The following is a 23866-nucleotide window of genomic DNA, read 5'->3' on the forward strand; positions in this document are numbered from 1 at the left end:
GTTATTGTGCCATGTTGTTTTGCTCCAAGATGCTTAAGACCACCTCTGCAAGGTGCGTTGCTTGTTTTCCGGTGCCTTGTTCGATCTGGGTGCGGCAGGAGAAACCGTCAGCAATCACATGTCCTTCTGCTTTTCTGACCTTGGGGAACAGCTCTCGTTCACCAAGTGCGAAGGACATTTCAGCGTGGTCTTTTTCAAAGCCCCAGTTTCCGGCAAGCCCGCAACAACCAGTGGCAATTTGTTCATCTTTTACACCCAAAGCTTCAAGAACGAGTGCCGATTGTTGTGGGTCGCCTAGCGAACGCTCGTGGCAGTGCACCTGGGTAAGCGCAGTTGATTCTGTTAGCTGGAGGCTTCCAGACTCGACTAGCTCGGTGATCTTTGGTGCGATGACCTCAGCGAATGGTTTGGTCAGTGCTGCAAGGCGTGCCAGATCAGGGTTATCGGAGAGTTCTGTTGCCTCATCTTGAAGCATGACGGTGCACGAAGGTTCCAAACCAACGACTGTTAGACCTTGGTCCAGGTAGGGTTTCATCACTTTCGCCGTTTGTTCTAGGACTTTCTTTGTCATGCTCAATTGGCCGGTGGAATGCCAGGTGAGTCCACAGCAGACGAAGCCATCTGGGATGACCACGTTGTAACCGAGGGCTTCAAGAGTTTTGATCGCTGCGTGAGCTGGTCCGGTGTCGAGGTTGGTGTTGAAGGAATCGGGCCACAGCACCACCGTTTCACCTGAGTTTTTCTTCGGCTTGTACTTGCGCAGCGAGCGGTGGGCGAAGGAAATCAACGGGCGATCAGCGAGCCCGCCGACCTTGCGCACCACTGGGGCGGTGAGTGCTGACTGCATGGTGGCGTCGATAAGCGTAGGAAGAAGCGGTATTTTATGGGCAACGTGTCCCAGAAGCGGCAGCCAGCCCATGACGTAATGGGCCATGGGGCGAAGTCGGCCGGCGTAGTGTTTGTCCAGGAATTCGGCTTTGTAGGTGGACATGTCGACGTTGACTGGACATTCCGATGCGCATGCTTTGCAGGAAAGGCACAGGTCAAGGGCTTCATTGACTTCTTCGCTGCGGTAGCCGTCGGCGATGGATTCACCGCGGAACATCTCAGAGAGCAAGCGGGCGCGGCCTCTGGTGGAATGTACTTCGTCGCCGGTGATTTGGAAGGACGGGCACATCGCGTCGGATTCTGAGCGGCATGCGGATACACCCACGCAGCGATTCACCGCGTTGATCATGGAACCTTTGTCTTTAGAGAATTTGTGTACGGGCGTGATGTCGAGGGCGCGCTGGCCCGGGTCCATGCGAAGTCCTTGCATGACAGGATCTGCCCAGACCAACACTCCCGGATTGAAGATGCGCTGGGGATCGAAAATCAGCTTGAATTCTTCGAAGAGTGCACGCATTTCTGCTGAATACATGCGGTCAAGGAAGGATGAGCGGGCGCGACCGTCTCCATGCTCGCCCGAGAGGCTGCCACCATAAGACGCCACCAAGGTGGAGGCTTCATTCATGAACGCCTCGAATTTCTTCAGGCCTTCCTTGGTAGAGAAATCAAAACTGATGCGAACGTGGACGCAGCCTTCTCCAAAGTGTCCAAATGGAATACCCTGGTAATCGAACTTATCCATCAGCGCATAAAGATCGCGGAGATAATCAGCTAAATTCTCTGGAGGCACCGCCGAGTCTTCCCAATTCGGCCACGCTTCCCCACCATCAGCTAAGCGCGTGACAATGCCCGCCGAGGATTCACGGATGCGCCACAATTCCCGCATTTCAGAAGGCTCAGACACGACCACGTAATCAATGGTGTCAACGGCGGTTGCGACTTCCTCGGCGGCTTGTACCGCGGCCTGCAGGGTGTCACTTCCTGTCTCGCAGTACAACCATCCGCCGGCTTCAATGCCGATGCGGTTTCCTGGAAGATTCTGCCCAGCTTCTGATTGTCCCTGTTTACTGCGCAGCGCAGCGAGGAGATCTCCGCCCATGCCTTCAATGGTTGCTACCCCAGGCAGTCGCAATTTGGCGGCTGCTCGGGCGGCGTCAAAAACCGTGTCGAAAGCCAGGACAGCAAGCGCTTTCACTTTGGGTGTTGGAACCAACTTCACCGTCAACCGAGTAATGATTCCAATGGTTCCCTCGGTGCCCGCCATTGCTTTGGCCATGTCGTGGGCAAGATAATGCAAACCGTAGCCCGACACTTGGCGAGGGAAACGACCCAGTTCTTTACTAATAAGGTCCTGATTCTTGGACGCTAAGTCGGTGAGCTTCTGATTGATCTCAGCATCATCGCAGCCATCTTTTGTCACAGTGACTTCTCGGCCATCGCTGAGCATGAGCGTGACATCCACGAGATTTTCCGCAGCTGTACCGAATGCAACCGAGTGTGAACCACACGCATTGTTGGCAACCATGCCACCGATCGTGCACCGGGAATGCGTGGAAGGATCCGGGCCGTAAGTTAATCCGAATTCTGCGGCTGCATCGCGCAAGGCATCACACACCACACCGGGTTCCACAACTGCAGTTTGTGCAACTGGATCAATATCTAAAATGCGGTTGAAATAGCGTGACGTATCGATGATCAAACCTTCACCGATCGCATTTCCAGCAACCGAGCTTCCTCCACCGCGCCCAACAACAGACCACCCTCGTGCCACCGCAACAGCAATGGCATCACGAATTTGTTCCACATTTTCTGGTTCAGCTACAGCTGCAGGGACGCGTCTAAAAATTCCTGCATCAGAAGAATATGCTGCACGGGTTGTCATATCCGTGCGCAGCTTCGCGCGAGAATGCTGGCTAAATACTTCTGGGTCGAGTCTGTTGAATTTGATGGTGTGAGTCATGGTGGGTCCTTTTGTGAAATTCGATCCAAGCGGGCTTTGAGTAACATGTTACCGGTTACTGTGGTGAATTGTGCGATAATGTCAGACATGCCAACAAAAAGGGTTGCCCCCGCACGCTCACTCACCGACCAAGTCATGGATTTCGTCCGCGAATCCACCCTTGATAAAACAATGGTCACCGGAGAGTGGTACAGCGTTTACCAGGTCAGCGACCAATTAGGCATTTCCCGCTCCCCCGTCAGAGACGCGCTGCTCCGCCTGGAAGAAGCAGGGCTCATCCGCTTCACCAGGAACCGCGGATTCCAAATTGTCGAAACCAAACCCTCTGATGTCGCCGAAATTTTTGCCCTTCGTCTAGGCATTGAACCCGCCGCAGCATACCGGGCAGCACAGCTACGCACCGAAGAACAGCTCCACGAAGCAGATGACATCATTGCACTCATGGCGCAAGCCGAGGCCGACAATGACGAAGAAGCATTTTTCACCCATGACCGGCAGTTTCACCGACAAATTATGACCATGGGACACTCCCAACGCGGGGCTGACCTGGTAGAAAAACTACGCGCACACACCCGTATCCTCGGTGCTTCTACTGCCGGGAACAAACGCACCCTTGGCGATATTTTGGAAGAACACGAACCAATCTTGGATGCCATCAAACGACAATCAGCAGAAATGGCACGAGCCACCATGCGGGAGCATATCCAAGTCACCGGAAAGCTACTACTAGAACAAGCAGTGGAAAAATCCGGCGAAGGAGCTGCTCAGAAGATTTGGGATCAGTACACGGCGGGAGTTTAGGCATATTTACCTAATCAATTTCATGCTGAACAGTATCGGAGCCAGTTGGACGGCCGGGCCGGTACCTCAACACAAATGCGCACACTGCACAAAGTGTCGCGGAGCCAAACGCCCACGGAGCAATATTCCGAGTGGCACCAGTAACTAGGTCTTCACTCAGCAAGATCACTCCCACTGTTTGAACACCGACAATAAGGGTGCCACCAATGAGGAAAGCCACTAGAAATACGGCAAACAGAACACTAAATAGTTTGAAAATTGAGTTCATTTTTACCCCTTTAACCCGTAGGAACAATCACTGGTAAGAATCCCATTCCAACTAGCCAAGCAAGCAGAATCATGGGGACAACAAAGTACGTAATCAGTGGTACGAACATTTTCGTTGGGTTTGCATCGGCGATCGCAGCAGAAAGGTAAATCGGCGCGCCCACCGGCGGGGATGCACCTTCAGTGGAAGTGCACAGCAAGATCACTACGATCGCCACAGTTGGATCAATACCTACCGCAGCCAACGCAGCGACAGCGGGAGCACCAATCGCAGCCGCGGTTGCTGTTGACGACAGTGGCGTTGCCACCACAATGCACATGATGCAGACAATGATCACCATGACAGACTTAGGTAGGTCCATGGAATCAAGCCAGTTAGACAACTGCGGGCCAACACCCAGTTCTTCCATGATGTTCGCTGCTGCAAGCGCAGAAAACAACGAAATTCCTACGGTGGCAAATTGTGGCAAGTCCTTGGAGATCTGAACCCTAAAGTGTGCCATGTTGTTAGCAATTCGTTTACGCCCTTCAATCAGAGCAATTGCCGTAATCAGAATTGGCACCCACACGATGATCGACATCGATTTAACACCAGACTCCCCAACTCCATGTGTCTTTAACCATTCAGACAATGGGCCGATTGTGAGGATTACGGGGATCAAAATTCCAAGGAAGATCAACGGTGAACGCCATCCAGTCTTCATTGCCTCACCGAATGACACCCGTTGATCATCAGGGGTGGCAGGAATTTTATCTTTACGTGTCCAGTAAAAGACGACCGCTAAGCGGTAGAGCACTGCATACGCACCACCACAAGCCAAAGCAATGTACACCTGAGAGGCCGAAGAAGCTGCTGCAGCTGGCAATGCCAAAATGATGAACATTGTTGAATTGGGAGGCAACGCAACACCAAGGCCAGAGTTGCCCGCGACTAACGTTGCGGACCTTTCAGCAGTCCATCCCGTCTTTTTCATCCAAGGGATCGTCACTGAGCCAACCGTCGCGGAGTTTCCAGCCGTTGATCCAGCGATGAGTCCAATGAGCGCAGATCCAAGAGTGGAAACATAACCTGCGCCACCTCGAAGCCGACCAAAAATCGAGTTAAGGATTGCGATTAATCGATCAATCAATCCAGTTGATTGCACAACGATGCCCATGAAAACAAAGGCCATACCTGCGAAAGTAACTTCCGACTGAGCAGCATCCACTACAGCATCAATCAGTAATGTCGGTGCATTTACACCGCCGACAAGCGCAGTTCCTACTAATCCAACTAGCAATGCTTCTGAAATATCTCGTTTCAAAAACACATTCAATATCACGGCAATTGCGATAAAAACGAGCAGAGCAATGATTCCCATAAGCGCCTCCTTTAAGTGACCGAAAAAACCGTAGCATGTTACATGTGATTGAATTGACTTAAAGCGGCATTAACTTCGTGGAATTTTCACCCAAAAAGTGGCCCCTTATCCCAAAATCCCACGTCAGTGGATTACGTCACACCTTTAAAAACGGTGAGACGTACCTCTATATGGGGGTGATAGAACCGTTTAAGGCCCTCACTCCAAAGAGTCAGGCACCTCTAGGCAGAAATGGAGAGAAGGAGGGAAACGTCGAAAAGCGAGAGCCTAATTGCTCAAGCCCGCAGCCCTCTCGCGGACCTTGCGCGCGACTTGGCGGTTGTTGATGAACATGGGGATCCAGCCCAGAAAGCACAGACCTGCGATGATGAAAAGAATGAGCGAGACAGTCATTTCGAAGCCGACGGAAGTCGCGGACGTGTAGCCGTCGGCAATCGCAGCCTGCACGCCGGAGCGAAATGCCCAGGCAGTCACCGCGATGAATAGTGCGGGAGCGATCAAACCTATGGCCCACGCGCCAAATACGCAGGCGGCGAGGGTACTCATGAAGGCGGCCGGCATGAACAGGGATACCAAATCGTTGGTGGCGCAGCTGCCTCCCCCGCAGTCCCAGGAGACGGTGTCGGCGAGGTGCCCAAAAGGAATATGCACACCACCCTCCGAGAGCCGCCACTGCAGCAGAGATGAGGGCAACGAGGATTTTCCATTGGCGGAGGTTCATGCGGCGGGTATCCATTGCCTTCCATTTTAGTTTTCCATTTAGTTTCCCGGATCACACCGACTAATCTCAGAAGCCATGAAGATCACGCGCGGACTCCTGCCATCATTGCTGTTGGCAAGCACAATCGTGGTGTCGTCATGCTCTGCTGGATCGACTGCGTATCAGCAGCCCCCTGCTGTTGATCAATCATCCATTGTCATTGCTACCACGGCTGCTGCGGCGTCACTTGATTTCACCAATGCTGCGGGCGCTGCTATTCCGCAGGCGATGATGTCCAATATTTACGAGGGGCTTGTGCGCATCGATGCGGAGGGTGAGATTCAGCCGCTGCTTGCCACGTCGTGGGATATTTCAGACGATCGCACCGAGTACATTTTCCATTTGCGGGAGGGTGTGCTGTTTTCCAACGGCGATCCCTTCAATGCTGATTCTGCGAAGTTTTCCATTGATCGGGTAAAAACTGACTGGACCAATGGTTTGAAAAGTGGCATGGATGTGGTGGAGTCCACCGAGGTGATTGACGATCACACGCTGAAAGTTTCGCTGGTCAGGCCGTCCAACCAATGGTTGTGGAGCATGGGTACCGCGATCGGTGCCATGATGACGGAGGGGGGCGTCGATAAGCTGGCAACTGATCCCGTTGGCACCGGCCCGTACACGGTGACGCACTGGGCGCCGGGCCGCGCAATTGGGTTCGGCGCGCGGGCCGATTATTGGGGGCAGAAGCCGCTTAACGACGCCGCAACCATCCGCTACTTCAGCGATGCGACGGCCTCGACCAATGCGCTGCAAAGCGGTGACGTGGACGTGATTTGGGCGATGCAAGCGCCCGAACAGCTGGCTACGCTGCAGGAATACACCGTGGAAGTGGGCACAACCAATGGTGAGATGTTGCTGTCGATGAATAATCAGCGTGCACCTTTTGATGATGTGCGTGTGCGCCAGGCGGTGATGTTTGCGATTGATCGCCAAGCCGTCATTGATACCGCGTTGGAAGGTTACGGCACCGACACTGGTGGCGTGCCTGTTCCGCCGACTGATCCGTGGTACGAGAAATCCACGATGTACCCCTACGATCCGGACCGCGCACGGGCATTGTTAGAGGAGGCCGGCGCCGAGGGAACGCGGATCACCATGTCCATTCCTTCGTTGCCGTACGCTCAGGCAGCCTCTGAAATCCTGTACTCGCAACTGCGAGATGTTGGTTTTGATCCTGTGATTGAATCAACCGAGTTCCCAGCCGTCTGGTTGGCACAGGTCATGGGGCAAAAAGACTACGACATGTCACTAATCGCGCATGTGGAACCCCGCGACATCCCCACGCTGTTTAGCCCCAACTACTATTTGGGCTTTGACGACACCGAAACCCAAGCCCTCCTCGCAGAGGCAGACAGTTCAGCAAACGAAGTGGAATTGATGCAACAAGCTGTCGATCGAATCATGGAACAAGCCGTCGCCGACAACCTCATGAACGTGGCCAACATCGTGGTGATGTCACCAGAGATCACCGGCATTGATCCCAACGTGGTGTCCGGGGCGTTGGAATTGTCGTTGATTGGTCGGAAAGAATCCGGGGTAGCGCAGTGAGTAAAACAATCGCTTGGACTGTGCTGCGGTACACCCTGACTTTTGTGATCGCCAGCATCATCATTTTTGTGCTGATTCGAGTCATCCCCGGTGACCCCGCCGCTGTTGCCCTGGGAATTACCGCGACACCAGAAGCAATCGCTGCGTTGCAATCACAATTAGGTACTGATCAACCGCTTTTCCAACAGTACTTTTCCTGGATAGGTGGAATGCTCACTGGCGATTTCGGCACCTCGCTGAGCTCTGGCCAAGACCTTTCCCCCATCATTTTTGACCGCTTACAAGTGAGCCTCATTTTGGTGGGATGCTCCATTGTGTTGTCGTTGCTCATTGCCATTCCACTTGGTGTGCTTTCGGCCCGGCGCGGTGGCGTGATCATTTCCGGCATCAGCCAGATTGGCATTGCGATCCCTAGTTTCCTCGCCGGTATTTTGTTGGTCGCTGTCTTCGCCGTTGGTTTGGGGTGGCTGCCCGCCAATGGCTGGATTCCGCCGTCGGAAAACTTTGGAGGTTTCTTAGCCAGGCTGATCCTCCCGGTTCTGGCTCTTACTGCTGTTCAAGCAGCAATTTTGACCCGCTATGTCCGCTCTGCAGTAATGGATGTAATGGGGCAAGATTTCATGCGCACCGCGAGGTCGAAAGGTATGAGCTTCAACCGCGCGTTGATCATCCACGGTCTTCGGAATGCTGCTCTTCCTGTCCTTACCGTCACTGGTTTGCAGCTAACAACCTTGGTTATCGGCGCCGTGGTGATTGAACAAGTCTTTGTCATCCCCGGAATCGGTTCGATGCTGCTGGAGTCCGTGTCCAACCGTGATCTCATCGCTGTGCAATCTATTGTCATGCTGCTGGTGGCGTTCACGTTGCTGGTTAATTTGGTGGTTGATCTGCTGTATCAGGTGGTTGATCCAAGAGTCGGTGCTGTTGGGGTTGCTAGCACTAAGGTTCCAGGGAGCGTGGCTTAAGTGACAACGATCAAAAACATGCCCCTTTCAGGGAAAATCGGCGGCTTCATCGTTGCCGTTGTATTTGTTCTTGCTGCGCTGTCTTTCATTTGGACTCCGTTTGATCCAGTTCAAGCTTTCCCACAGGAGCGCCTTGAGGGAAGTTCTTTGAGGCACCTGTTGGGAACGGATCGTTATGGTCGCGATGTTTTATCCCAGATCATGGTTGGTTCCCGCGTCACGTTGTTGGTGGGCATCATTGCGGTGGCGATCGCAGCATTAATCGGCACGCCACTGGGTATTGCTGCGGGAATGCGCCGTGGCATGGTGGAAACCTTTGTCATGCGTGGTGCCGATTTAATGTTGGCGTTCCCAGCACTGTTGTTGGCGATTATTTCCGGCGCCGTTTTCGGCGCCTCCACGTGGTCCGCGATGGTCGCGATCGGCATCGCAGGCATCCCTAGTTTTGCCCGCGTGGCTCGTGCAGGCACATTGCAGGTGACCAGTCAGGATTTCATCGCAGCTGCTCGGCTATCAAAAGTAAGTTCCGCCCGGATCGCGCTTCGCCATATTTTGCCCAACATCACCAGCATGTTGATCGTTCAGGCATCAGTAGCTTTTGCCCTGGCGATCCTGGCGGAAGCCGCATTGAGTTTCCTCGGTTTGGGCACCACTCCCCCGGATCCCAGCTGGGGTCGCATGTTGCAAACCGCTCAAGCATCCATCGGCGTCACCCCCATGTTGGCGGTGTGGCCCGGTGCTGCGATCGCTTTGACGGTCCTTGGTTTTAATCTTTTCGGTGATGGTTTACGCGATGCCATCGATCCAAAGCGGGAGGTCGGCCGTGCTTAAAGTTTCTGATTTAACGGTTGGCAACAATTTTGTCCACAACGTCTCCTTCGAGGTCAACCCCGGCGAACGCGTCGGCATCATCGGCGAGTCCGGCTCAGGCAAATCACTCACCGCGCTATCCATCATGGGTTTAACTGACCTGCCGACCACCGGCCAGATCACCTTCAACGGCAAACCCTCCGCTACATTCCGTGGCACCCGCATCGCCATGGTTTTCCAAGAACCAATGAGCGCACTCAACCCGCTCATGCGCATCGGCCGCCAAATCGAAGAAATGATGACCCTGCACGGGGCAAGCAAAAAAGACGCGCGGGCGCGCTTAAAAAGCTTGCTTATCGACGTCTCCCTCCCCGAACGCACCGCTTCGGCCTACCCACACGAACTTTCAGGCGGGCAACGCCAACGCGCACTAATCGCAATGGCGCTGGCCAATGATCCTGACCTGTTGATCTGCGATGAACCCACCACGGCTTTGGATGTGGTTGTGCAAAAACAAATCGTCGATCTGCTGCTGCGTCTCACCAAAGAACGTGGCACCGCTTTATTGTTCATCACCCACGATCTTGGACTCATCGCGCGCACCTGCGAACGCTTATTGGTGATGAAATCCGGCGAAACCGTAGAACGCGGCGACACCGAGGCAATTCTTCGCTCCCCCGCCCATTCGTATACCCAACAGCTCCTTGATGCTTCAATCCTTGACCAGCCAGAAATCGCCTCAGATTCTGGCGCGCCGGTAGTGATTGATGTGGAGGAGGCGTCGAAAAGCTTTAAAGAAACCACCGCCCTCCACAAGGTTTCATTGGCGGTGCGCAAAGGTGACCTGCTTGGAATAGTCGGCGGATCAGGTTCCGGCAAAACGACTCTGCTGAAGCTCATCGCCGGTTTGGATAAGCCCACAACCGGTACCGTTGCGGTAACCGGTGGTGTGCAGATGGTGTTTCAGGATCCCCAATCAAGCCTCAACCCACGGATGAAAATCAAAGACATTGTCGCCGAACCACTGCTTGGTTGGAACGCGGCGGAGAAAACCACACGGGTTGCGGAAGTCATCACCCAAGTGGGACTGAGCCCCGATGTCTTAGATCGCTACCCCCACGAATTCTCCGGAGGACAGCGCCAACGAATCTCCATCGCCAGAGCCCTCGCCATCAAACCAGCGATCCTGCTTGCCGACGAACCTGTCTCCGCCCTCGATGTGTCCGTACGTAAACAAGTACTGGATCTTCTCCAACAACTCGTCGAAGAATACGGCATCACCTTGGTGTTCGTCTCCCACGATCTGGCAGTGGTGAGACACCTGTGCACAACCGTGTGGGTGATGGAACAGGGACGAGTCCTTGAGCAAGGGCCCATCGATTCGGTTTATGATCACCCACAGACCGAATACACCAAGGAGCTGCTTGATGCCGTTCCGCGGTTGAGCCTTTAAACCAGCGCAGATGACAACGCAATGGTGGCCACGGTTGTATACAGTGGCCCACCGCTTCTGCCTTTTCCAGGTTCAGAAGACACCAGTTCAATCTCATCGACTGGCCATTCGGGGCCTTCGTATATAGAGAGAGCGTGGACCAGATCGGGGATGACAGGATCCCAATCGCGGCTGCGCTGTCGCTGCGTTGGTTTCGCCACGGTCAGGTGTGCACGCTGGCGTCGGCGTTCCTCAGGATCAATCAGACAATCAGCCATCAGTCGCCGCAGATCTTTGGTGTCACCACCAACACCCATCCACAAATTCTTCCGATTAAATGAGCCTGCGCCTTTGATTCTGATGGTGAATTCTTCATTGATTCGGGCTGCACTTGTCAGATGCTCAATGAGATCTTCGACTGCCCCATCAGGTAATTCTCCATAGAACGCCAACGTGATGTGCCAATTGTCTGGATCAGACCACCGCAGATCATCCTTGTAGGGACGAAGCGCGTTGATCAGATGCTCGGTGACTTCAATCGGCGGAGTGATAGACGCGAACAGTCTCATGAAGCCATAATAACCACCTTCTACAAAGATCGACGTAGAATGGAATAACCCCTTATGAAAACGTTTGCATAACTCCGCTAAGGATGTTCCATGAATAATCGAATTGTCGTAGTCGGCTCCATCAACGCTGATCTTAATGTTCTCGTTGACCGCCACCCAGCACCTGGCGAAACACTGTTGGGCAGTGGTGGACACATCACTGCAGGAGGCAAAGGCGCCAACCAGGCAGTAGCTGCCGCTCTTCAAGGTGCAGACGTCGCCTTTGTCGGCGCTGTGGGCAAGGATCCTTACGCTGCCCCAGCCTTAGAATTCCTTCGTTCGTCAGGCGTCGACCTTACGGCAGTATCCGAAGTAGATGACACCACCGGGCTTGCAGTTATCACCGTTGCCAAAGACGGCGAGAACAATATCGTTGTCATCCCCGGCGCGAATTCCCTGGTCAATTGTGATTATGTAAGCAGCCAATCCGCTCTTTTAGCTGAAGCTGGAATCCTGTTGCTGCAAGGTGAGATCCCTGCGGATGGCTTCAAAGAGGCCATTCACCACACCATGGGTCGCGTCGTGGTGAATCTAGCGCCCGTCATCGAGGTAGAGAAGTCCGCGTTACTTGAGGCTGATCCGATCATCGCCAATGAGCACGAGGCCGGCCTGATTCTGGATCAATTCGGGGCAGGCATCGATTCCATGGATCCCCACGAGCTCGCGCAAGCTCTCCTCGACGCCGGTTTCGCCTCTGTTGTTTTAACGCTTGGATCCGCAGGCGCGTTGGTCGCCGATGCCACCGGTATCACGGACATCGCCACACCAACGGTGCAGGCAGTTGACACCACGGGAGCCGGTGACGCTTTTGCCGGAGCCTTCTGCGCACGACTAATTAAAGGCGATTCGCTTATCGACGCCGCCACCCACGCAGCACGCGTCGGCGCTTACTCGGTGCAAACCGCCGGAGCGCAAGCGTCCTATCCGGACGCGAGCGTTTCACTTCCCTCTGTTTAAAAAAACTATTTAAGAAGAGGTGATGTGTAACAAGATGTCATCGTGGAGGATTCGCTCCTCCGACACTTCGAAAATCTGGTTCAGGTATTCCACCTGAGCATCAAAATCATGTGCATTCATCATTGCTGATCATCATAGACCTGTTGGCAAATGAATTCACCAATTCTTTAAAGCTCTCACCCTCTTTAGGGAACTGAATGCGGTCTGTACTCGACTACTGGATCATGACTCTTGCACCTTCCACCAATGCGGTTTCGCAGCAAACAAGAAGGAACCCTTCCCAAGCGCCGCGACTTCTTCATCGACTTCACTTCTTTGCCGGCATTATCTGCGCACCGTTGATTTTCATCGCTGCGCTCACCGGACTGGTGTATGCGTTCTCCCCCACCATTGAAAGCATCTCTAATCAGGAAATGCTCACGGTCTCCAAGTCGGCTAGCGACACAGCTCTTCCGGTGCGTGAACAAGTGAGCATCGCCCAAGAACTCCACCCCGATTTAGATCTCTCAGGTGTCCGGCTTGGCGATGATTCCTCCACCACCCGCGTCCTCTTCGCCGACGAGACGCTTGCTGAATCCACAGTCCGCGCCGTGTTTGTTGATCCCTACACCGGCGAGATCACCGGTGATACCACCCAATACGGAAGCTCAGCTGCACTGCCGTTTCGGCAATGGGTCTCGCAAGGTCACCGCATGTTGTGGCTTGGTGAACCTGGACGTATTTATTCCGAACTTGCGGCAAGTTGGCTCGGAGTTTTAGCCGTAGGCGGTTTCGCATTATTGTGGTTGCGCAACAAAAAGCCCGGCCGCTTGAGAAAGATGGTGCGAACTGGTGGCCGTGGTCGAGTGAAAACGTATCGCCGACATGCAGCATTGGGCACCGTAGCGGGCTTGGGTTTTGTGTTCCTCACCTTTACTGGCCTGACCTGGTCAACTTATGCGGGATCCAACATCACGGATTTACGCACCCAACTCAATTGGACGCAGCCTTCCGTTAACGCTTCTCTAACAGCTGCCCCACAAGTGGACATGCATGATGAACACGCAGGTCATCACATGCATATGGAGTCGGCAACCTCAGGCTCAGGTTCTATAGATCTGGTAGCGGCCACGGCTATCTCCGAATTACGCACTCCCCTCACCATTACTCCCCCAGCACAAGATGGCCTCGCGTGGACTGCCACAGAAAACCGCGACGCCTACCGATTCACCACTGACACCATCGCTGTTGATGGCGACACCGGAATGCTGACCAACCGTTTGAATTCCACTGATTGGCCATTAGCTGCTCAAGCGAGTGCATGGCTCATCCAGCTTCACATGGGCACCCTGTTTGGCCTTCCCAACCAGGTTGTACTTGGGCTGTTGGCTGCCTCAATAATCGTGATGATCGGCCTTGGGTATTGGATGCTGTGGCAGCATCGGCCACGGGAAGGTTGGCCTAGCGCTCCCAAGCGTGCAGGATTTGAAAAACCCACCTGGGGAACTATCGCGTTGGGTGTTGTGGTGATCGCGTATGGGCTTCTCGCGCCACTTTTTGCAGTTTCACTGCTCGTGTTTATTGGATTAAGCCTTGGAGTGCGGTTTATTTCTCGTATGTCCGGGCGCGCGGACACGTCCAACTAAGAACACCAAACCACACCGCCCACGAATCCTGGAAATGGGATCCGTGGGCATCTGTGACTGGTTTTAAGACCTCAAAACCGGTCAGAAATGCCCACGAAACTGAAAAACAGTTTTCGTGGGCAGCGTGGTTTGGTCTGGCTCAAAAACTAGATAAGAACTCGAAAAAGTCGACTCTCTGTATAGCCGTTAGAAGCTCCAACATGAGCTCATCCAAGGGCACGCCCGTGTCAAAAACTCAGCGCCTCTAACGGGCAGCAAATAAGTTAGCTGGAAACCGCGACGGATTCCTTCTTCCTTGATGCCTTAGTCAAAGGCCTGTTTCGTACCAGCCCAACATAAACTGCGCCGGTGATGTTGTGGACCAAGGCAGCGACAGCACCTGGAAGGGCTGCTTCTGGGGTGAAGAATCGTCCTGCCATTCCCGATGCGAGGCCTGCGGATTGGGTTCCGATTTCAATCGCCATGGTGCGGTTTGCTGCTTCTGGGAATTTGAATACACGGCCGGTGAGGTATCCCACAACGTATCCAAGTACGTTGTGCACGATAACTGCAACGAACACGATGAGTCCGACAGACACGAGTCGTTCCGCGTTGGCTGCGACTGCGCCGAACACCACGCCACCGATACCGAGGATGGAGAGATAAGGAAGGATCGGCAAAATCTTGTCGATCCACTTGTTCAAGAAGACACGCAGAACTAGGCCGATGATCACAGGCAGCAGCACTGTTTGTACCAAAGTCCACGCCATGCCTCCACCATCGACGGCGGTTTCAGTACCTGCCAGCATGAGCATGAGGAAAGGCGTCATGATTGGGGAAACAATGGTGGACACAGAGGTCATGGTGACCGATAGCGCGACATCTCCTCGGGCGAGAAACGCAATCACATTGGAGGAGGTGCCACCCGGAACGGATCCCAGCATGAGAAGGCCAACGGCGAGTGCTGGGTTGAGGTTGAACATTTTCGCAACCACGATCGCCAGGAATGGCATGATGACAAACTGCGCTACTACACCGATCAAGATAGGCAGTGGACGTTTAAGCACCATCTGAAAATCGGGCACCGTCAAGGTCAAACCCATGGTGAACATGATGATCGTGAGGAAGATATTAATGTAGTTTGTCAGCGGAATGAATGGTTCCGGGAAGATAAACGCAATGATCGCGCCCAGCAGAATGAAAGTTGGAAACGCGTAAATAATTATGGCCGCTGAACGGCCTTCTTCTGTTTTGGACACTAGAAAACTCCAAGAAAGTTAAAACTGAAATGGTCGTGCTAGTGGTGGGCACAGAATTAAATCGCTGGTGTGCGAACTTTCATACCTTAACGCAGTAGTGATGCTTAAGGCACAACGTGGGGGCAATTCCGGCCTATACTTTGGAAGTATGACTACTTTTATTACCTCCGGTGGCTTGGAAATCTCCCCCGCTGGCGCTCATATTGTTCACGCCGAATCACCTGAAGGTGAGCTGTTGTTTGTTAGCTCCGCTTCCCAATATGGGGAGGGAAATGCAATTAGGGGTGGTGTGCCCATCATTGCTCCATGGTTTGGTGGACTGCTTGGTTTGGACCCTGCACATGGTTGGGCGAAGCGTTCCGCGTGGGACGTGACTGAACATGACGGCCAAATTCACGCTGAATATGGCCGCGATGGTTTACTGCTGGATATTCGTGCGAACAGCACTAAGAATGGTTTTGAGATCACCCTGCGCGCTTACAACGACACCGATGAGGCACGCACTGTGCAGTTGGCCTTCCACCCTTATTTCAAGGTGGATGATGTAGAAAAGATCGAGGTCCGTGGCCTTGATGGGGTGGACATTCTCAATCGCCTGAACAATGAGGTGGAGACCCAAGATGGTCCCGTTACTTTTGATGGCGAGTTCGATCGCATTGCGCTAGGGACTCCGGTTGTGAGGATTTTTGATACCGATCGCATCATCACCATTGAGGGCGATGGTCATGATTCCACTGTGGTGTGGAATCCAGGCGAAAGTCGCGCCTCCACCGTGGCCGATATTGGCGAAGGTGAATGGCGCGACTTTGTGTGTGTTGAACCGGCGCTTTTGGGTGCTGACCAAAAAGGAGTGAGGGTGGCTCCGGGGCAGTCAGTCACCGTTGGGATGCAGGTAAGCGTCGAAAAGCGTGCTTAGTTTTTTGCTTTGAACTCGCGGCGGCGTGCGTGCAAGATGGGCTCGGTGTAGCCCGATGGGGACTTGGTGCCTTCGAAAATCAAGTCCTTAGCCGCCTGGAAGGCGAGGGAGGCGTCGTAGTTCGGCGCCATATCGCGGTAGGCCTCGTCGCCCGCATTTTGCTTGTCGACGACCACTGCCATTCGTTCCAGTGACTCCAAGACCTGCTCCTTCGAGACAACATCATGGCGGATCCAGTTGGCCAGCATCTGCGAGGAAATACGCAGCGTTGCGCGGTCTTCCATGAGGTCGATGTCATGGATGTCTGGAACCTTGGAGCAACCAACACCGTGCTCAACCCAGCGCACAACGTATCCGAGGATGGACTGGCAGTTGTTGTCCATCTCTTCCTTCTTCTCTTCCTCAGACCAATTGGTGTTTGGTGCGGTTGGAATGGTGAGAATGTTGCGCAGGCTGTCGCGGCGGCCGGCAGCACGCAGTTCGTCTTGAACCTTGAACACATCAACCAAGTGGTAGTGCGTTGCGTGCAGCGTCGCACCAGTTGGTGAAGGAACCCATGCAGTGTTGGCGCCTTCGCGTGGCTGGCCGATCTTCTTCTCCAGCATTTCTGCCATGAGTTCAGTCATCGCCCACATGCCCTTACCGATCTGAGCCTTGCCAGGAAGACCACGCTGAATACCTGCATCAACGTTGTTGTTCTCGTAGGCCTGCTTCCACGGTGCGGTCTGCATATCAGCCTTGCGCACCATGGCGCCTGCTTCCATGGAGGTGTGGATTTCATCGCCGGTGCGGTCCAGGAAGCCAGTGTTGATGAATGCCAAGCGGTCAGCAACTTCCATGATGCTGGCATCCAGGTTCACGGACGTGCGACGCTCCTCATCCATAACACCAACCTTCAAGGTGTGGCGTGGCAGATCAAGCAGATCCTCAACGCGGCCGAAGAGCTCGTTGGTGAACGCGACTTCTTCAGGGCCGTGCTGCTTAGGCTTCACGATGTAGATGGAGCCCTTGCGGGAATTGCGCATCTTGTTCTGCGGAGCAATTCCTGGGATGGCACAAACAGTGGTCAAGACAGCATCCATGATGCCTTCGAAGATCTCCTCGCCATCAATCAAGATGGATGGGTTTTGCATGAGGTGACCAACGTTGCGGACGAACAGCAGGGAACGACCGTGCAGAACCAGCTCGGTACCATTGCGGCCAATGTAGACGCGGTCCTTGTTGAGCTCACGGGTGAAGATGCGTCCGTTCTTGGACATCTCTTCTTTCAGTTCGCCGGTGTTGAGTCCGAACCAGTTAGAGTAACCTAAGGTCTTGTCTTCAGCATCAACAGCTGCAACGGAGTCTTCGAAGTCCATGATCGTGGTGATCGCAGATTCCAAAACGATGTCTTTGAGACCAGTCTTGTCTGCCTTGCCGATTGGGTGGACAGGATCGATCTGCAGCTCGATGTGCAGGCCGTTGGTTTCCAGCAGGATTGCTTCTGGATCAAGGAAGTTGCCGGTGAAGCCACGGTAGGATTCACGGTTTTTCAGTCGGTAGACGCTATCTCCAATGTGGGCTGCAAGCTTTCCATCGGTGATGTTGTACTTCTCAACATCGGCATGCGAAGCACCGTCCAGTGGGACAACGCTGTCGAGGAATTCACGACCCCACTCGATGACCTTCTGGCCGCGGACCGGGTTGTACTCCTTGCCCTTTTCAGCGCCATCAGTTTCTGGGATGGCGTTGGTGCCGTACAACGCATCGTAGAGGGAACCCCAGCGAGCATTGGCAGCGTTCAGCGCGAAGCGTGCGTTCAGAATTGGAACAACCAGCTGAGGTCCTGCGGTGCTGGAGATTTCCGTATCGACGTTTTGGGTACGGATTTCTGCAGCTTCTGGCTCCTCAACCAAGTATCCGATTTCTTTGAGGAAATCCTCGTACGCCTCTTGGTCGATGGTGCCGGAGTTGTTGCGGTGGTAGTCGTCGATAAGCATCTGCAGTTCATCGCGGCGAGCAAGCAGCTCGCGGTTGCGTGGGGTGAGGTCCCGGGCGATGGCGGCGAATCCGGACCAGAACTTTTCCGCATCCACACCCACGCGAGGGAGTACCGCTTCGGTTACAAAGTCGTAGAGAACTTTTGCAACCTGCATTCCGCCCGCGTCAACGCGTTCGGTGCTGTCAGTTCCAGCGTTGTCGGCAGTCTGAGCAGACAACAGTTCCTGTTCAGTCATTGAAGGCTCCTTTTAAAGCATGGGTTTTAGATGACCTGTGCCTAAACCAGAAGAATGCGAATCCTTCTTGTTTGGCTACGCCGTTAACGGTTGTGAAAACTCTTTTAAGAAAAGCACTCTGACTACCTCTGGAATCTAGGTGCCACTCTTCTTTCGATTTCAACCCTTATCGTGTTTGGCGATGTGATCAGACTAAGTGATCACCGTCACCAGCAAAAGGGGTTTGCGAACTTTACTAAGTCATTACCCCCGCCTAACCCCGACTTTTATCTAGGTCACACCTTCGAAACCTACGGAACGTTGCGGTGCCTGCATTTTCCCATTTCAGAGCATTTGCCCAGTACATCCGTACTAGCAACTCCCCCGCCCACTTTTTCTGCGAAGCCAGAACTTTGCAAACTTCACAACAGGGGTGACCACCCCCGCACAAAACTTAAAAACCCAAACCGATTGACGCACCAATGCCCGATGGAGCAATGTGTGAACCACGCCACCACGCAAACCGATGCACATCACGTCGAAACAGTGACAGTGCATTAGCTCATACTTTGTGGTCGGCACCGCCCATTGCGAATCAGCACTTAAGGAAGTGACTTTGATGTCAAACGTTGGAAAGCCACGTACCGCACAGGAAATCCAGCAGGATTGGGACACCAACCCTCGTTGGAACGGCATCACCCGCGACTACACCGCAGACCAGGTAGCTGATCTGCAGGGTTCCGTCATCGAGGAGCACACTCTTGCTCGCCGCGGCTCAGAGATCCTCTGGGACGCAGTCACCCAGGAAGGTGACGGATACATCAACGCGCTTGGCGCACTCACCGGTAACCAGGCTGTTCAGCAGGTTCGTGCAGGCCTGAAGGCTGTCTACCTGTCCGGTTGGCAGGTCGCAGGTGACGCCAACCTCTCCGGCCACACCTACCCTGACCAGTCCCTCTACCCAGCGAACTCCGTTCCAAGCGTCGTTCGTCGCATCAACAACGCACTGCTGCGTTCCGATGAAATCGCACGCACCGAAGGCGACACCTCCGTTGACAACTGGGTTGTCCCAATCGTCGCGGACGGCGAAGCTGGCTTCGGTGGAGCACTCAACGTCTACGAACTCCAGAAGGCAATGATCGCAGCTGGCGCTGCAGGCACCCACTGGGAAGACCAGCTCGCTTCTGAAAAGAAGTGTGGCCACCTCGGCGGCAAGGTTCTGATCCCAACCCAGCAGCACATCCGCACCCTGAACTCTGCCCGCCTTGCAGCAGACGTTGCAAACACCCCAACTGTTGTTATCGCACGTACCGACGCTGAGGCAGCAACCCTGATCACCTCTGACGTTGATGAGCGCGACCAACCATTCATCACCGGTGAGCGCACCGCAGAAGGCTACTACCACGTCAAGAATGGTCTCGAGCCATGTATCGCACGTGCAAAGTCCTACGCACCATACGCAGATATGATCTGGATGGAGACCGGCACCCCTGACCTGGAGCTCGCTAAGAAGTTCGCTGAAGGCGTTCGCTCTGAGTTCCCAGACCAGCTGCTGTCCTACAACTGCTCCCCATCCTTCAACTGGTCTGCACACCTCGAGGCAGATGAGATCGCTAAGTTCCAGAAGGAACTCGGCGCAATGGGCTTCAAGTTCCAGTTCATCACCCTCGCAGGCTTCCACTCCCTCAACTACGGCATGTTCGACCTGGCTTACGGATACGCTCGCGAAGGCATGACCTCCTTCGTTGACCTGCAGAACCGTGAGTTCAAGGCAGCTGAAGAGCGTGGCTTCACCGCTGTTAAGCACCAGCGTGAGGTTGGCGCAGGCTACTTCGACCAGATCGCAACCACCGTTGACCCGAACTCTTCTACCACCGCTTTGAAGGGTTCCACTGAAGAAGGCCAGTTCCACAACTAGGACCTACAGGTTCTGACAATTTAAATCTCCCTACATCTGTACAACGGATGTAGGGAGTTTTTCCTTATATATGCCCTCCACAAATCCCCTATCGTGTGAGATGTGTTTCATAGGTGCCCCCAACGTTGCCTGTTGACTGCAAATTTTCCGAAAGAATCCATAAACTACTTCTTTAAGTCGCCAGATTAAAGTCGTCAATGAAAGGACATACATGTCTATTTCCCGCACCGTCTTCGGCATCGCAGCCACCGCAGCCCTGTCTGCAGCTCTCGTTGCGTGTTCTCCACCTCACCAGCAGGATTCCCCAGTCCAGCGCACCAATGAGATCTTGACTACTTCTCAGAACCCAACTTCTGCGAGCAGCACCTCAACCTCTTCCGCAACGACTACTTCCTCAGCTCCTGTGGAAGAGGACGTAGAGATCGTTGTTTCACCAGCAGCGTTGGTGGACGGTGAGCAGGTTACCTTCGAAATCTCTGGACTTGATCCAGAGGGCGGCTACTACGCAGCGATCTGCGATTCCGTAGCGAACCCTGGTAACCCAGTTCCTTCTTGCACCGGCGAAATGGCTGATTTCACGTCCCAGGCATGGTTGAGCAACTCCCAGCCCGGCGCGACTGTAGAGATCGCAGAAGACGGCACCGCAACTGTGGAGCTTGAAGCTACCGCAACCGGCACTGGCTTGGACTGCACCACTCAGGCTTGTGTAGCGAAGGTCTTCGGCGATCATACCGAAGGTTTCCGCGATGTTGCTGAAGTCCCAGTTACTTTCGCAGCCGCTTAAGTTTTCTTAAAACGCACTCAAGGCGCATCGTCAAGGTTGATTCCTTAGGATGCGCCTTCTTTGTCTTTTAAATCTTCTCGCTCAGCGATTCCCACAGCTTGAGCTGCACTAATTCACGAGGTGCCGGCTTCAAACCCCACGCCTCTACCCCAACATCAACCTGCCCCGGCCCCGTCATGGGGAACTGGGAATGCAAATGCCCATGAATCAGCAAAGGCACACGCAGGCGGAGATCATCAAACCGCGATTCCATCCCCGGATGATCTTGGCCCGGCCGAGGGAAATGCGACAAGTAGACATCCTCGTCGTCCCATTTCATCCGCTGAAACGCCTGAACCGAATCAAAAACCTCCAAAAACCGCCGCTGTCGCTTGTACGCATGCCGGTACATCGGGTGGCAAGAATCGTGGTTTCCAGGAACAAGATGCTTGACGACGCCGCCCAGCCGCTCAGCAATTAAGCCCAGCGCGCGCTCTTCAGCGCGATGGGCACCAGAGGAAAGATCTCCCAGAATCCACAGCACATCATCTGGGCCGATCGTGTTCTCAAAATTGCTCAGTATTACTTCATCGTGTTCATCTGGATCGTCGAAACCCCGCATCGATGCCACGAATTTGTGACCTAAATGAAGGTCAGAGCTAAACCACATGTCAGTCATAGACGCCAGTCTAGCTTTTGCGATTGACTCCCCATCCGTGAATACTAGGGAGTCCAATTGCTTATAATACAAAAACAGGAATATTTAACTCGACTTCTTAAAAAAGCTCTATACGTAAATATCTTGCCCATCCAGCACCACCTCATTGTGGTGCACAATGGAGAGGACACACATGTCCACCAACTCTGGCAATAACTTGCCTGAATCCCAAGAGTCACCCGAGGAACCTCATTATCCTCACGACACCCACCCAGGCCTAGTTCCTGGCATTTCGGTCGATGCTCAACGCAACAAGTTCGGACTCGACAAAACCGTTTTCGGCGTCACCGCAGCATTAATTCTGGCGTTCATCGCCTGGGGCATTTCCAGCCCTGATTCGGTTTCTTCAGTATCGTCCACGATGTTCAGTTGGGCTATGACGAATACTGGTTGGCTCCTCAACTTTGTCATGCTGATCGGCATTGGCACCATGCTCTACATCGCTTTTTCGCGCTACGGCCGCATCAAGCTGGGCACGGACGAAGACGAACCAGAATTCTCTCGCTTTTCCTGGATTGCGATGATGTTCGGCGCCGGCATCGGTGTCGGTATCTTCTTCTTCGGTCCTTCCGAACCGCTGTGGCATTATCTCAGTCCCCCACCTCACACCGTGGAAGGATCTACACCTGAGTCCTTGCACCAAGCACTTGCGCAGTCCCACTTCCACTGGGGCTTATCCGCCTGGGGGCTGTATGCCTTGGTCGGCGGCGCGTTGGCGTACTCCAGTTACCGACGCGGCCGCGTAACCTTGATCAGCTCCACCTTCCGGTCACTTTTCGGTGAGAAAACCGAAGGTATCGCGGGTCGCCTCATCGACATGATGGCGATCATCGCCACGCTGTTTGGAACGGCTGCAACCTTGGGCCTTTCAGCAATTCAGGTTGGTCAGGGCGTGCAGATTATTTCTGGCGCTTCGGAAATCACCAACAACATCTTGATCGCCATCATCGCGATCTTGACCATTGGCTTCATCATCTCCTCAGTATCTGGCGTGTCCAAGGGCATTCGTTATCTTTCCAACCTCAATATTTCCTTGACGCTTGGATTGGTCCTGTTTGTGTTCATCACCGGCCCCACCTTGTTCCTGCTCAACTTGATCCCATCGAGTGTGTTGGAATATGGCAGTGAGTTCTTGTCAATGGCTGGCAAGTCTTTGTCGTGGGGTGAGGAAACCATTGAATTCCAAGCTGGTTGGACGGCGTTCTACTGGGCATGGTGGATCGCATGGACTCCATTCGTGGGTATGTTCATCGCGCGTATTTCTCGCGGCCGCACCTTGCGTGAATTCGCGCTCATCACCATGGCTATCCCCTCCTTCATTTTGATCCTGGCGTTCACCATTTTCGGTGGAACTGCCATCACGATGAACCGCGAGAACGTAGATGGTTTTGACGGCAGTTCATCCAAGGAACAGGTGCTGTTTGATATGTTCAGCAACCTTCCGCTGTACTCGATCACACCGTTCATTTTGATCTTTGTGCTGGCAGTATTCTTTGTTACCTCTGCCGATTCCGCCTCCGTGGTGATGGGAACGATGAGCTCCCAAGGTAACCCTGCACCAAACAAATTAATCGTGGTGTTCTGGGGACTGTGCATGATGGGCATCGCGGTGGTCATGCTGCTTACTGGTGGCGAATCCGCGCTGACTGGTCTGCAGAACCTCACCATTTTGATCGCCATTCCGTTTGCGCTGGTGTTGATCGTGATGGCTATTGCCTTTATTAAGGACTTATCCACAGACCCAGCCGCTATTCGACAACGCTATGCAAAGGCAGCCATCTCTAACGCGGTGGTTCGTGGCTTGGAAGAACACGGCGACGACTTCGAGCTCTCCATCGAACCTGCAGAGGAAGGTCGTGGAGCGGGTGCTACCTTCGATTCCACCGCTGATCACATCACCGACTGGTATCAGCGCACCGACGAAGAAGGCAATGATGTTGATTATGACTTCACCACCGGCAAATGGGCCGATGGTTGGACACCGGAATCGACCGAAGAAGGCGAAGTGGACGCGAAAAAGGATTAAAAAATAACGACTGGCTGGGATTCACACCATGTGAATCCCAGCTATTTTGTTTGCTCAGTGCCCTCGTGACCGTCCTATGTGACCGATGAGGTGAGTTTCGGGGAGTCTTC

General features: G+C 53.8%; 19 protein-coding genes. 11 read left to right on the forward strand and 8 right to left on the reverse strand.

Annotated features, from left to right (window positions below; genetic code table 11):
* Position 1 precedes the first annotated feature (1 nt).
* Positions 2-2848, reverse strand: a complete 2847-nt coding sequence (locus CGL_RS11475) for an FAD-binding and (Fe-S)-binding domain-containing protein (RefSeq protein ID WP_011015033.1) — start codon at positions 2846-2848, stop codon at positions 2-4.
* A 78-nt stretch (positions 2849-2926) separates the two neighbouring features.
* Between CGL_RS11475 and CGL_RS11480 the strand changes: the two genes are divergently transcribed.
* Positions 2927-3649, forward strand: coding sequence for a GntR family transcriptional regulator (locus CGL_RS11480; RefSeq protein WP_011265924.1), 723 nt, complete (start codon positions 2927-2929; stop codon positions 3647-3649).
* 10 nt (positions 3650-3659) lie between these two features.
* On the opposite strand, the gene CGL_RS11485 is transcribed toward CGL_RS11480, so the two are convergent.
* The 3 genes from CGL_RS11485 to CGL_RS15725 form a co-directional block, all read right to left on the reverse strand.
* Positions 3660-3917 carry a hypothetical protein gene (locus CGL_RS11485; protein WP_011015035.1) on the reverse strand — a complete coding sequence of 86 codons (258 nt, stop codon included), beginning with the start codon at positions 3915-3917 and terminating at the stop codon, positions 3660-3662.
* Positions 3918-3927: 10 nt separating this feature from the next.
* Positions 3928-5277: a TRAP transporter permease gene (locus tag CGL_RS11490; protein WP_004567745.1), complete on the reverse strand. Its 1350-nt coding sequence runs from the start codon at positions 5275-5277 to the stop codon at positions 3928-3930.
* 267 nt (positions 5278-5544) lie between these two features.
* The gene (locus CGL_RS15725; protein WP_227747712.1) at positions 5545-5823 is read right to left on the reverse strand and encodes a hypothetical protein; all 279 of its coding nucleotides are present in this window, start codon (positions 5821-5823) and stop codon (positions 5545-5547) included.
* Between the two features lie 250 nt (positions 5824-6073).
* Here CGL_RS15725 and CGL_RS11500 point away from each other — a divergent pair, with 250 nt between their 5' ends.
* Genes CGL_RS11500 through CGL_RS11515 form a run of 4 tightly spaced genes read left to right on the forward strand, consistent with a single transcriptional unit; the run spans position 6074 to position 10813 of the window.
* Positions 6074-7585 (forward strand): ABC transporter substrate-binding protein, encoded by a 1512-nt coding sequence (locus CGL_RS11500; protein ID WP_011015037.1) that lies wholly within the window; start codon positions 6074-6076, stop codon positions 7583-7585.
* Positions 7582-8550, forward strand: coding sequence for an ABC transporter permease (locus tag CGL_RS11505; protein ID WP_011015038.1), 969 nt, complete (start codon positions 7582-7584; stop codon positions 8548-8550). Before CGL_RS11500 ends, CGL_RS11505 begins: the two co-directional genes overlap by 4 nt.
* Complete coding sequence (locus tag CGL_RS11510; RefSeq protein ID WP_011015039.1) at positions 8551-9381, forward strand: ABC transporter permease; 831 nt, start codon at positions 8551-8553, stop codon at positions 9379-9381.
* Positions 9374-10813 carry a dipeptide ABC transporter ATP-binding protein gene (locus tag CGL_RS11515; RefSeq protein WP_011015040.1) on the forward strand — a complete coding sequence of 480 codons (1440 nt, stop codon included), beginning with the start codon at positions 9374-9376 and terminating at the stop codon, positions 10811-10813. Before CGL_RS11510 ends, CGL_RS11515 begins: the two co-directional genes overlap by 8 nt.
* Here the strand turns inward: CGL_RS11515 and thpR are convergent.
* Positions 10810-11361 (reverse strand): RNA 2',3'-cyclic phosphodiesterase, encoded by a 552-nt coding sequence (thpR, locus tag CGL_RS11520; RefSeq protein WP_003859391.1) that lies wholly within the window; start codon positions 11359-11361, stop codon positions 10810-10812. The two genes, CGL_RS11515 and thpR, sit on opposite strands and share 4 nt — an antisense overlap.
* Before the next feature lie 90 nt (positions 11362-11451).
* Here thpR and CGL_RS11525 point away from each other — a divergent pair, with 90 nt between their 5' ends.
* Both CGL_RS11525 and CGL_RS11530 read left to right on the forward strand, forming a co-directional pair.
* Positions 11452-12357 carry a ribokinase gene (locus CGL_RS11525; RefSeq protein WP_011015041.1) on the forward strand — a complete coding sequence of 302 codons (906 nt, stop codon included), beginning with the start codon at positions 11452-11454 and terminating at the stop codon, positions 12355-12357.
* A gap of 224 nt (positions 12358-12581) precedes the next feature.
* Entirely contained in the window at positions 12582-13982 is a 1401-nt protein-coding gene (locus CGL_RS11530; protein ID WP_020948620.1) for a PepSY-associated TM helix domain-containing protein, read from the forward strand.
* A 263-nt stretch (positions 13983-14245) separates the two neighbouring features.
* On the opposite strand, the gene CGL_RS11535 is transcribed toward CGL_RS11530, so the two are convergent.
* Entirely contained in the window at positions 14246-15220 is a 975-nt protein-coding gene (locus tag CGL_RS11535) for a bile acid:sodium symporter family protein (protein ID WP_003859383.1), read from the reverse strand.
* A gap of 148 nt (positions 15221-15368) precedes the next feature.
* Between CGL_RS11535 and CGL_RS11540 the strand changes: the two genes are divergently transcribed.
* Positions 15369-16136: a D-hexose-6-phosphate mutarotase gene (locus tag CGL_RS11540; RefSeq protein ID WP_011265927.1), complete on the forward strand. Its 768-nt coding sequence runs from the start codon at positions 15369-15371 to the stop codon at positions 16134-16136.
* Here CGL_RS11540 and glcB read toward each other — a convergent pair.
* A complete protein-coding gene (glcB, locus tag CGL_RS11545; RefSeq protein ID WP_011015044.1) occupies positions 16133-18352 on the reverse strand; it encodes a malate synthase G in 2220 nt (739 codons plus the stop codon). The two genes, CGL_RS11540 and glcB, sit on opposite strands and share 4 nt — an antisense overlap.
* A gap of 598 nt (positions 18353-18950) precedes the next feature.
* On the opposite strand from glcB, the gene aceA reads away from it, so the two are divergent.
* The gene (gene aceA / locus CGL_RS11550) at positions 18951-20249 is read left to right on the forward strand and encodes an isocitrate lyase (RefSeq protein WP_003859378.1); all 1299 of its coding nucleotides are present in this window, start codon (positions 18951-18953) and stop codon (positions 20247-20249) included.
* Between the two features lie 211 nt (positions 20250-20460).
* On the forward strand, positions 20461-21033 hold the full coding sequence (gene thiX / locus CGL_RS11555) for a thiamine biosynthesis protein ThiX (protein WP_011015045.1): 573 nt from the start codon (positions 20461-20463) through the stop codon (positions 21031-21033).
* A 67-nt stretch (positions 21034-21100) separates the two neighbouring features.
* On the opposite strand, the gene CGL_RS11560 is transcribed toward thiX, so the two are convergent.
* Positions 21101-21763, reverse strand: coding sequence for a metallophosphoesterase (locus CGL_RS11560; protein ID WP_011015046.1), 663 nt, complete (start codon positions 21761-21763; stop codon positions 21101-21103).
* 100 nt (positions 21764-21863) lie between these two features.
* Between CGL_RS11560 and CGL_RS11565 the strand changes: the two genes are divergently transcribed.
* Positions 21864-23756, forward strand: a complete 1893-nt coding sequence (locus CGL_RS11565; RefSeq protein ID WP_011015047.1) for a BCCT family transporter — start codon at positions 21864-21866, stop codon at positions 23754-23756.
* Positions 23757-23866 lie beyond the last annotated feature (110 nt).

Origin of the sequence: Corynebacterium glutamicum ATCC 13032 (assembly GCF_000011325.1) — a bacterium.
GTDB lineage: Bacteria > Actinomycetota > Actinomycetes > Mycobacteriales > Mycobacteriaceae > Corynebacterium > Corynebacterium glutamicum.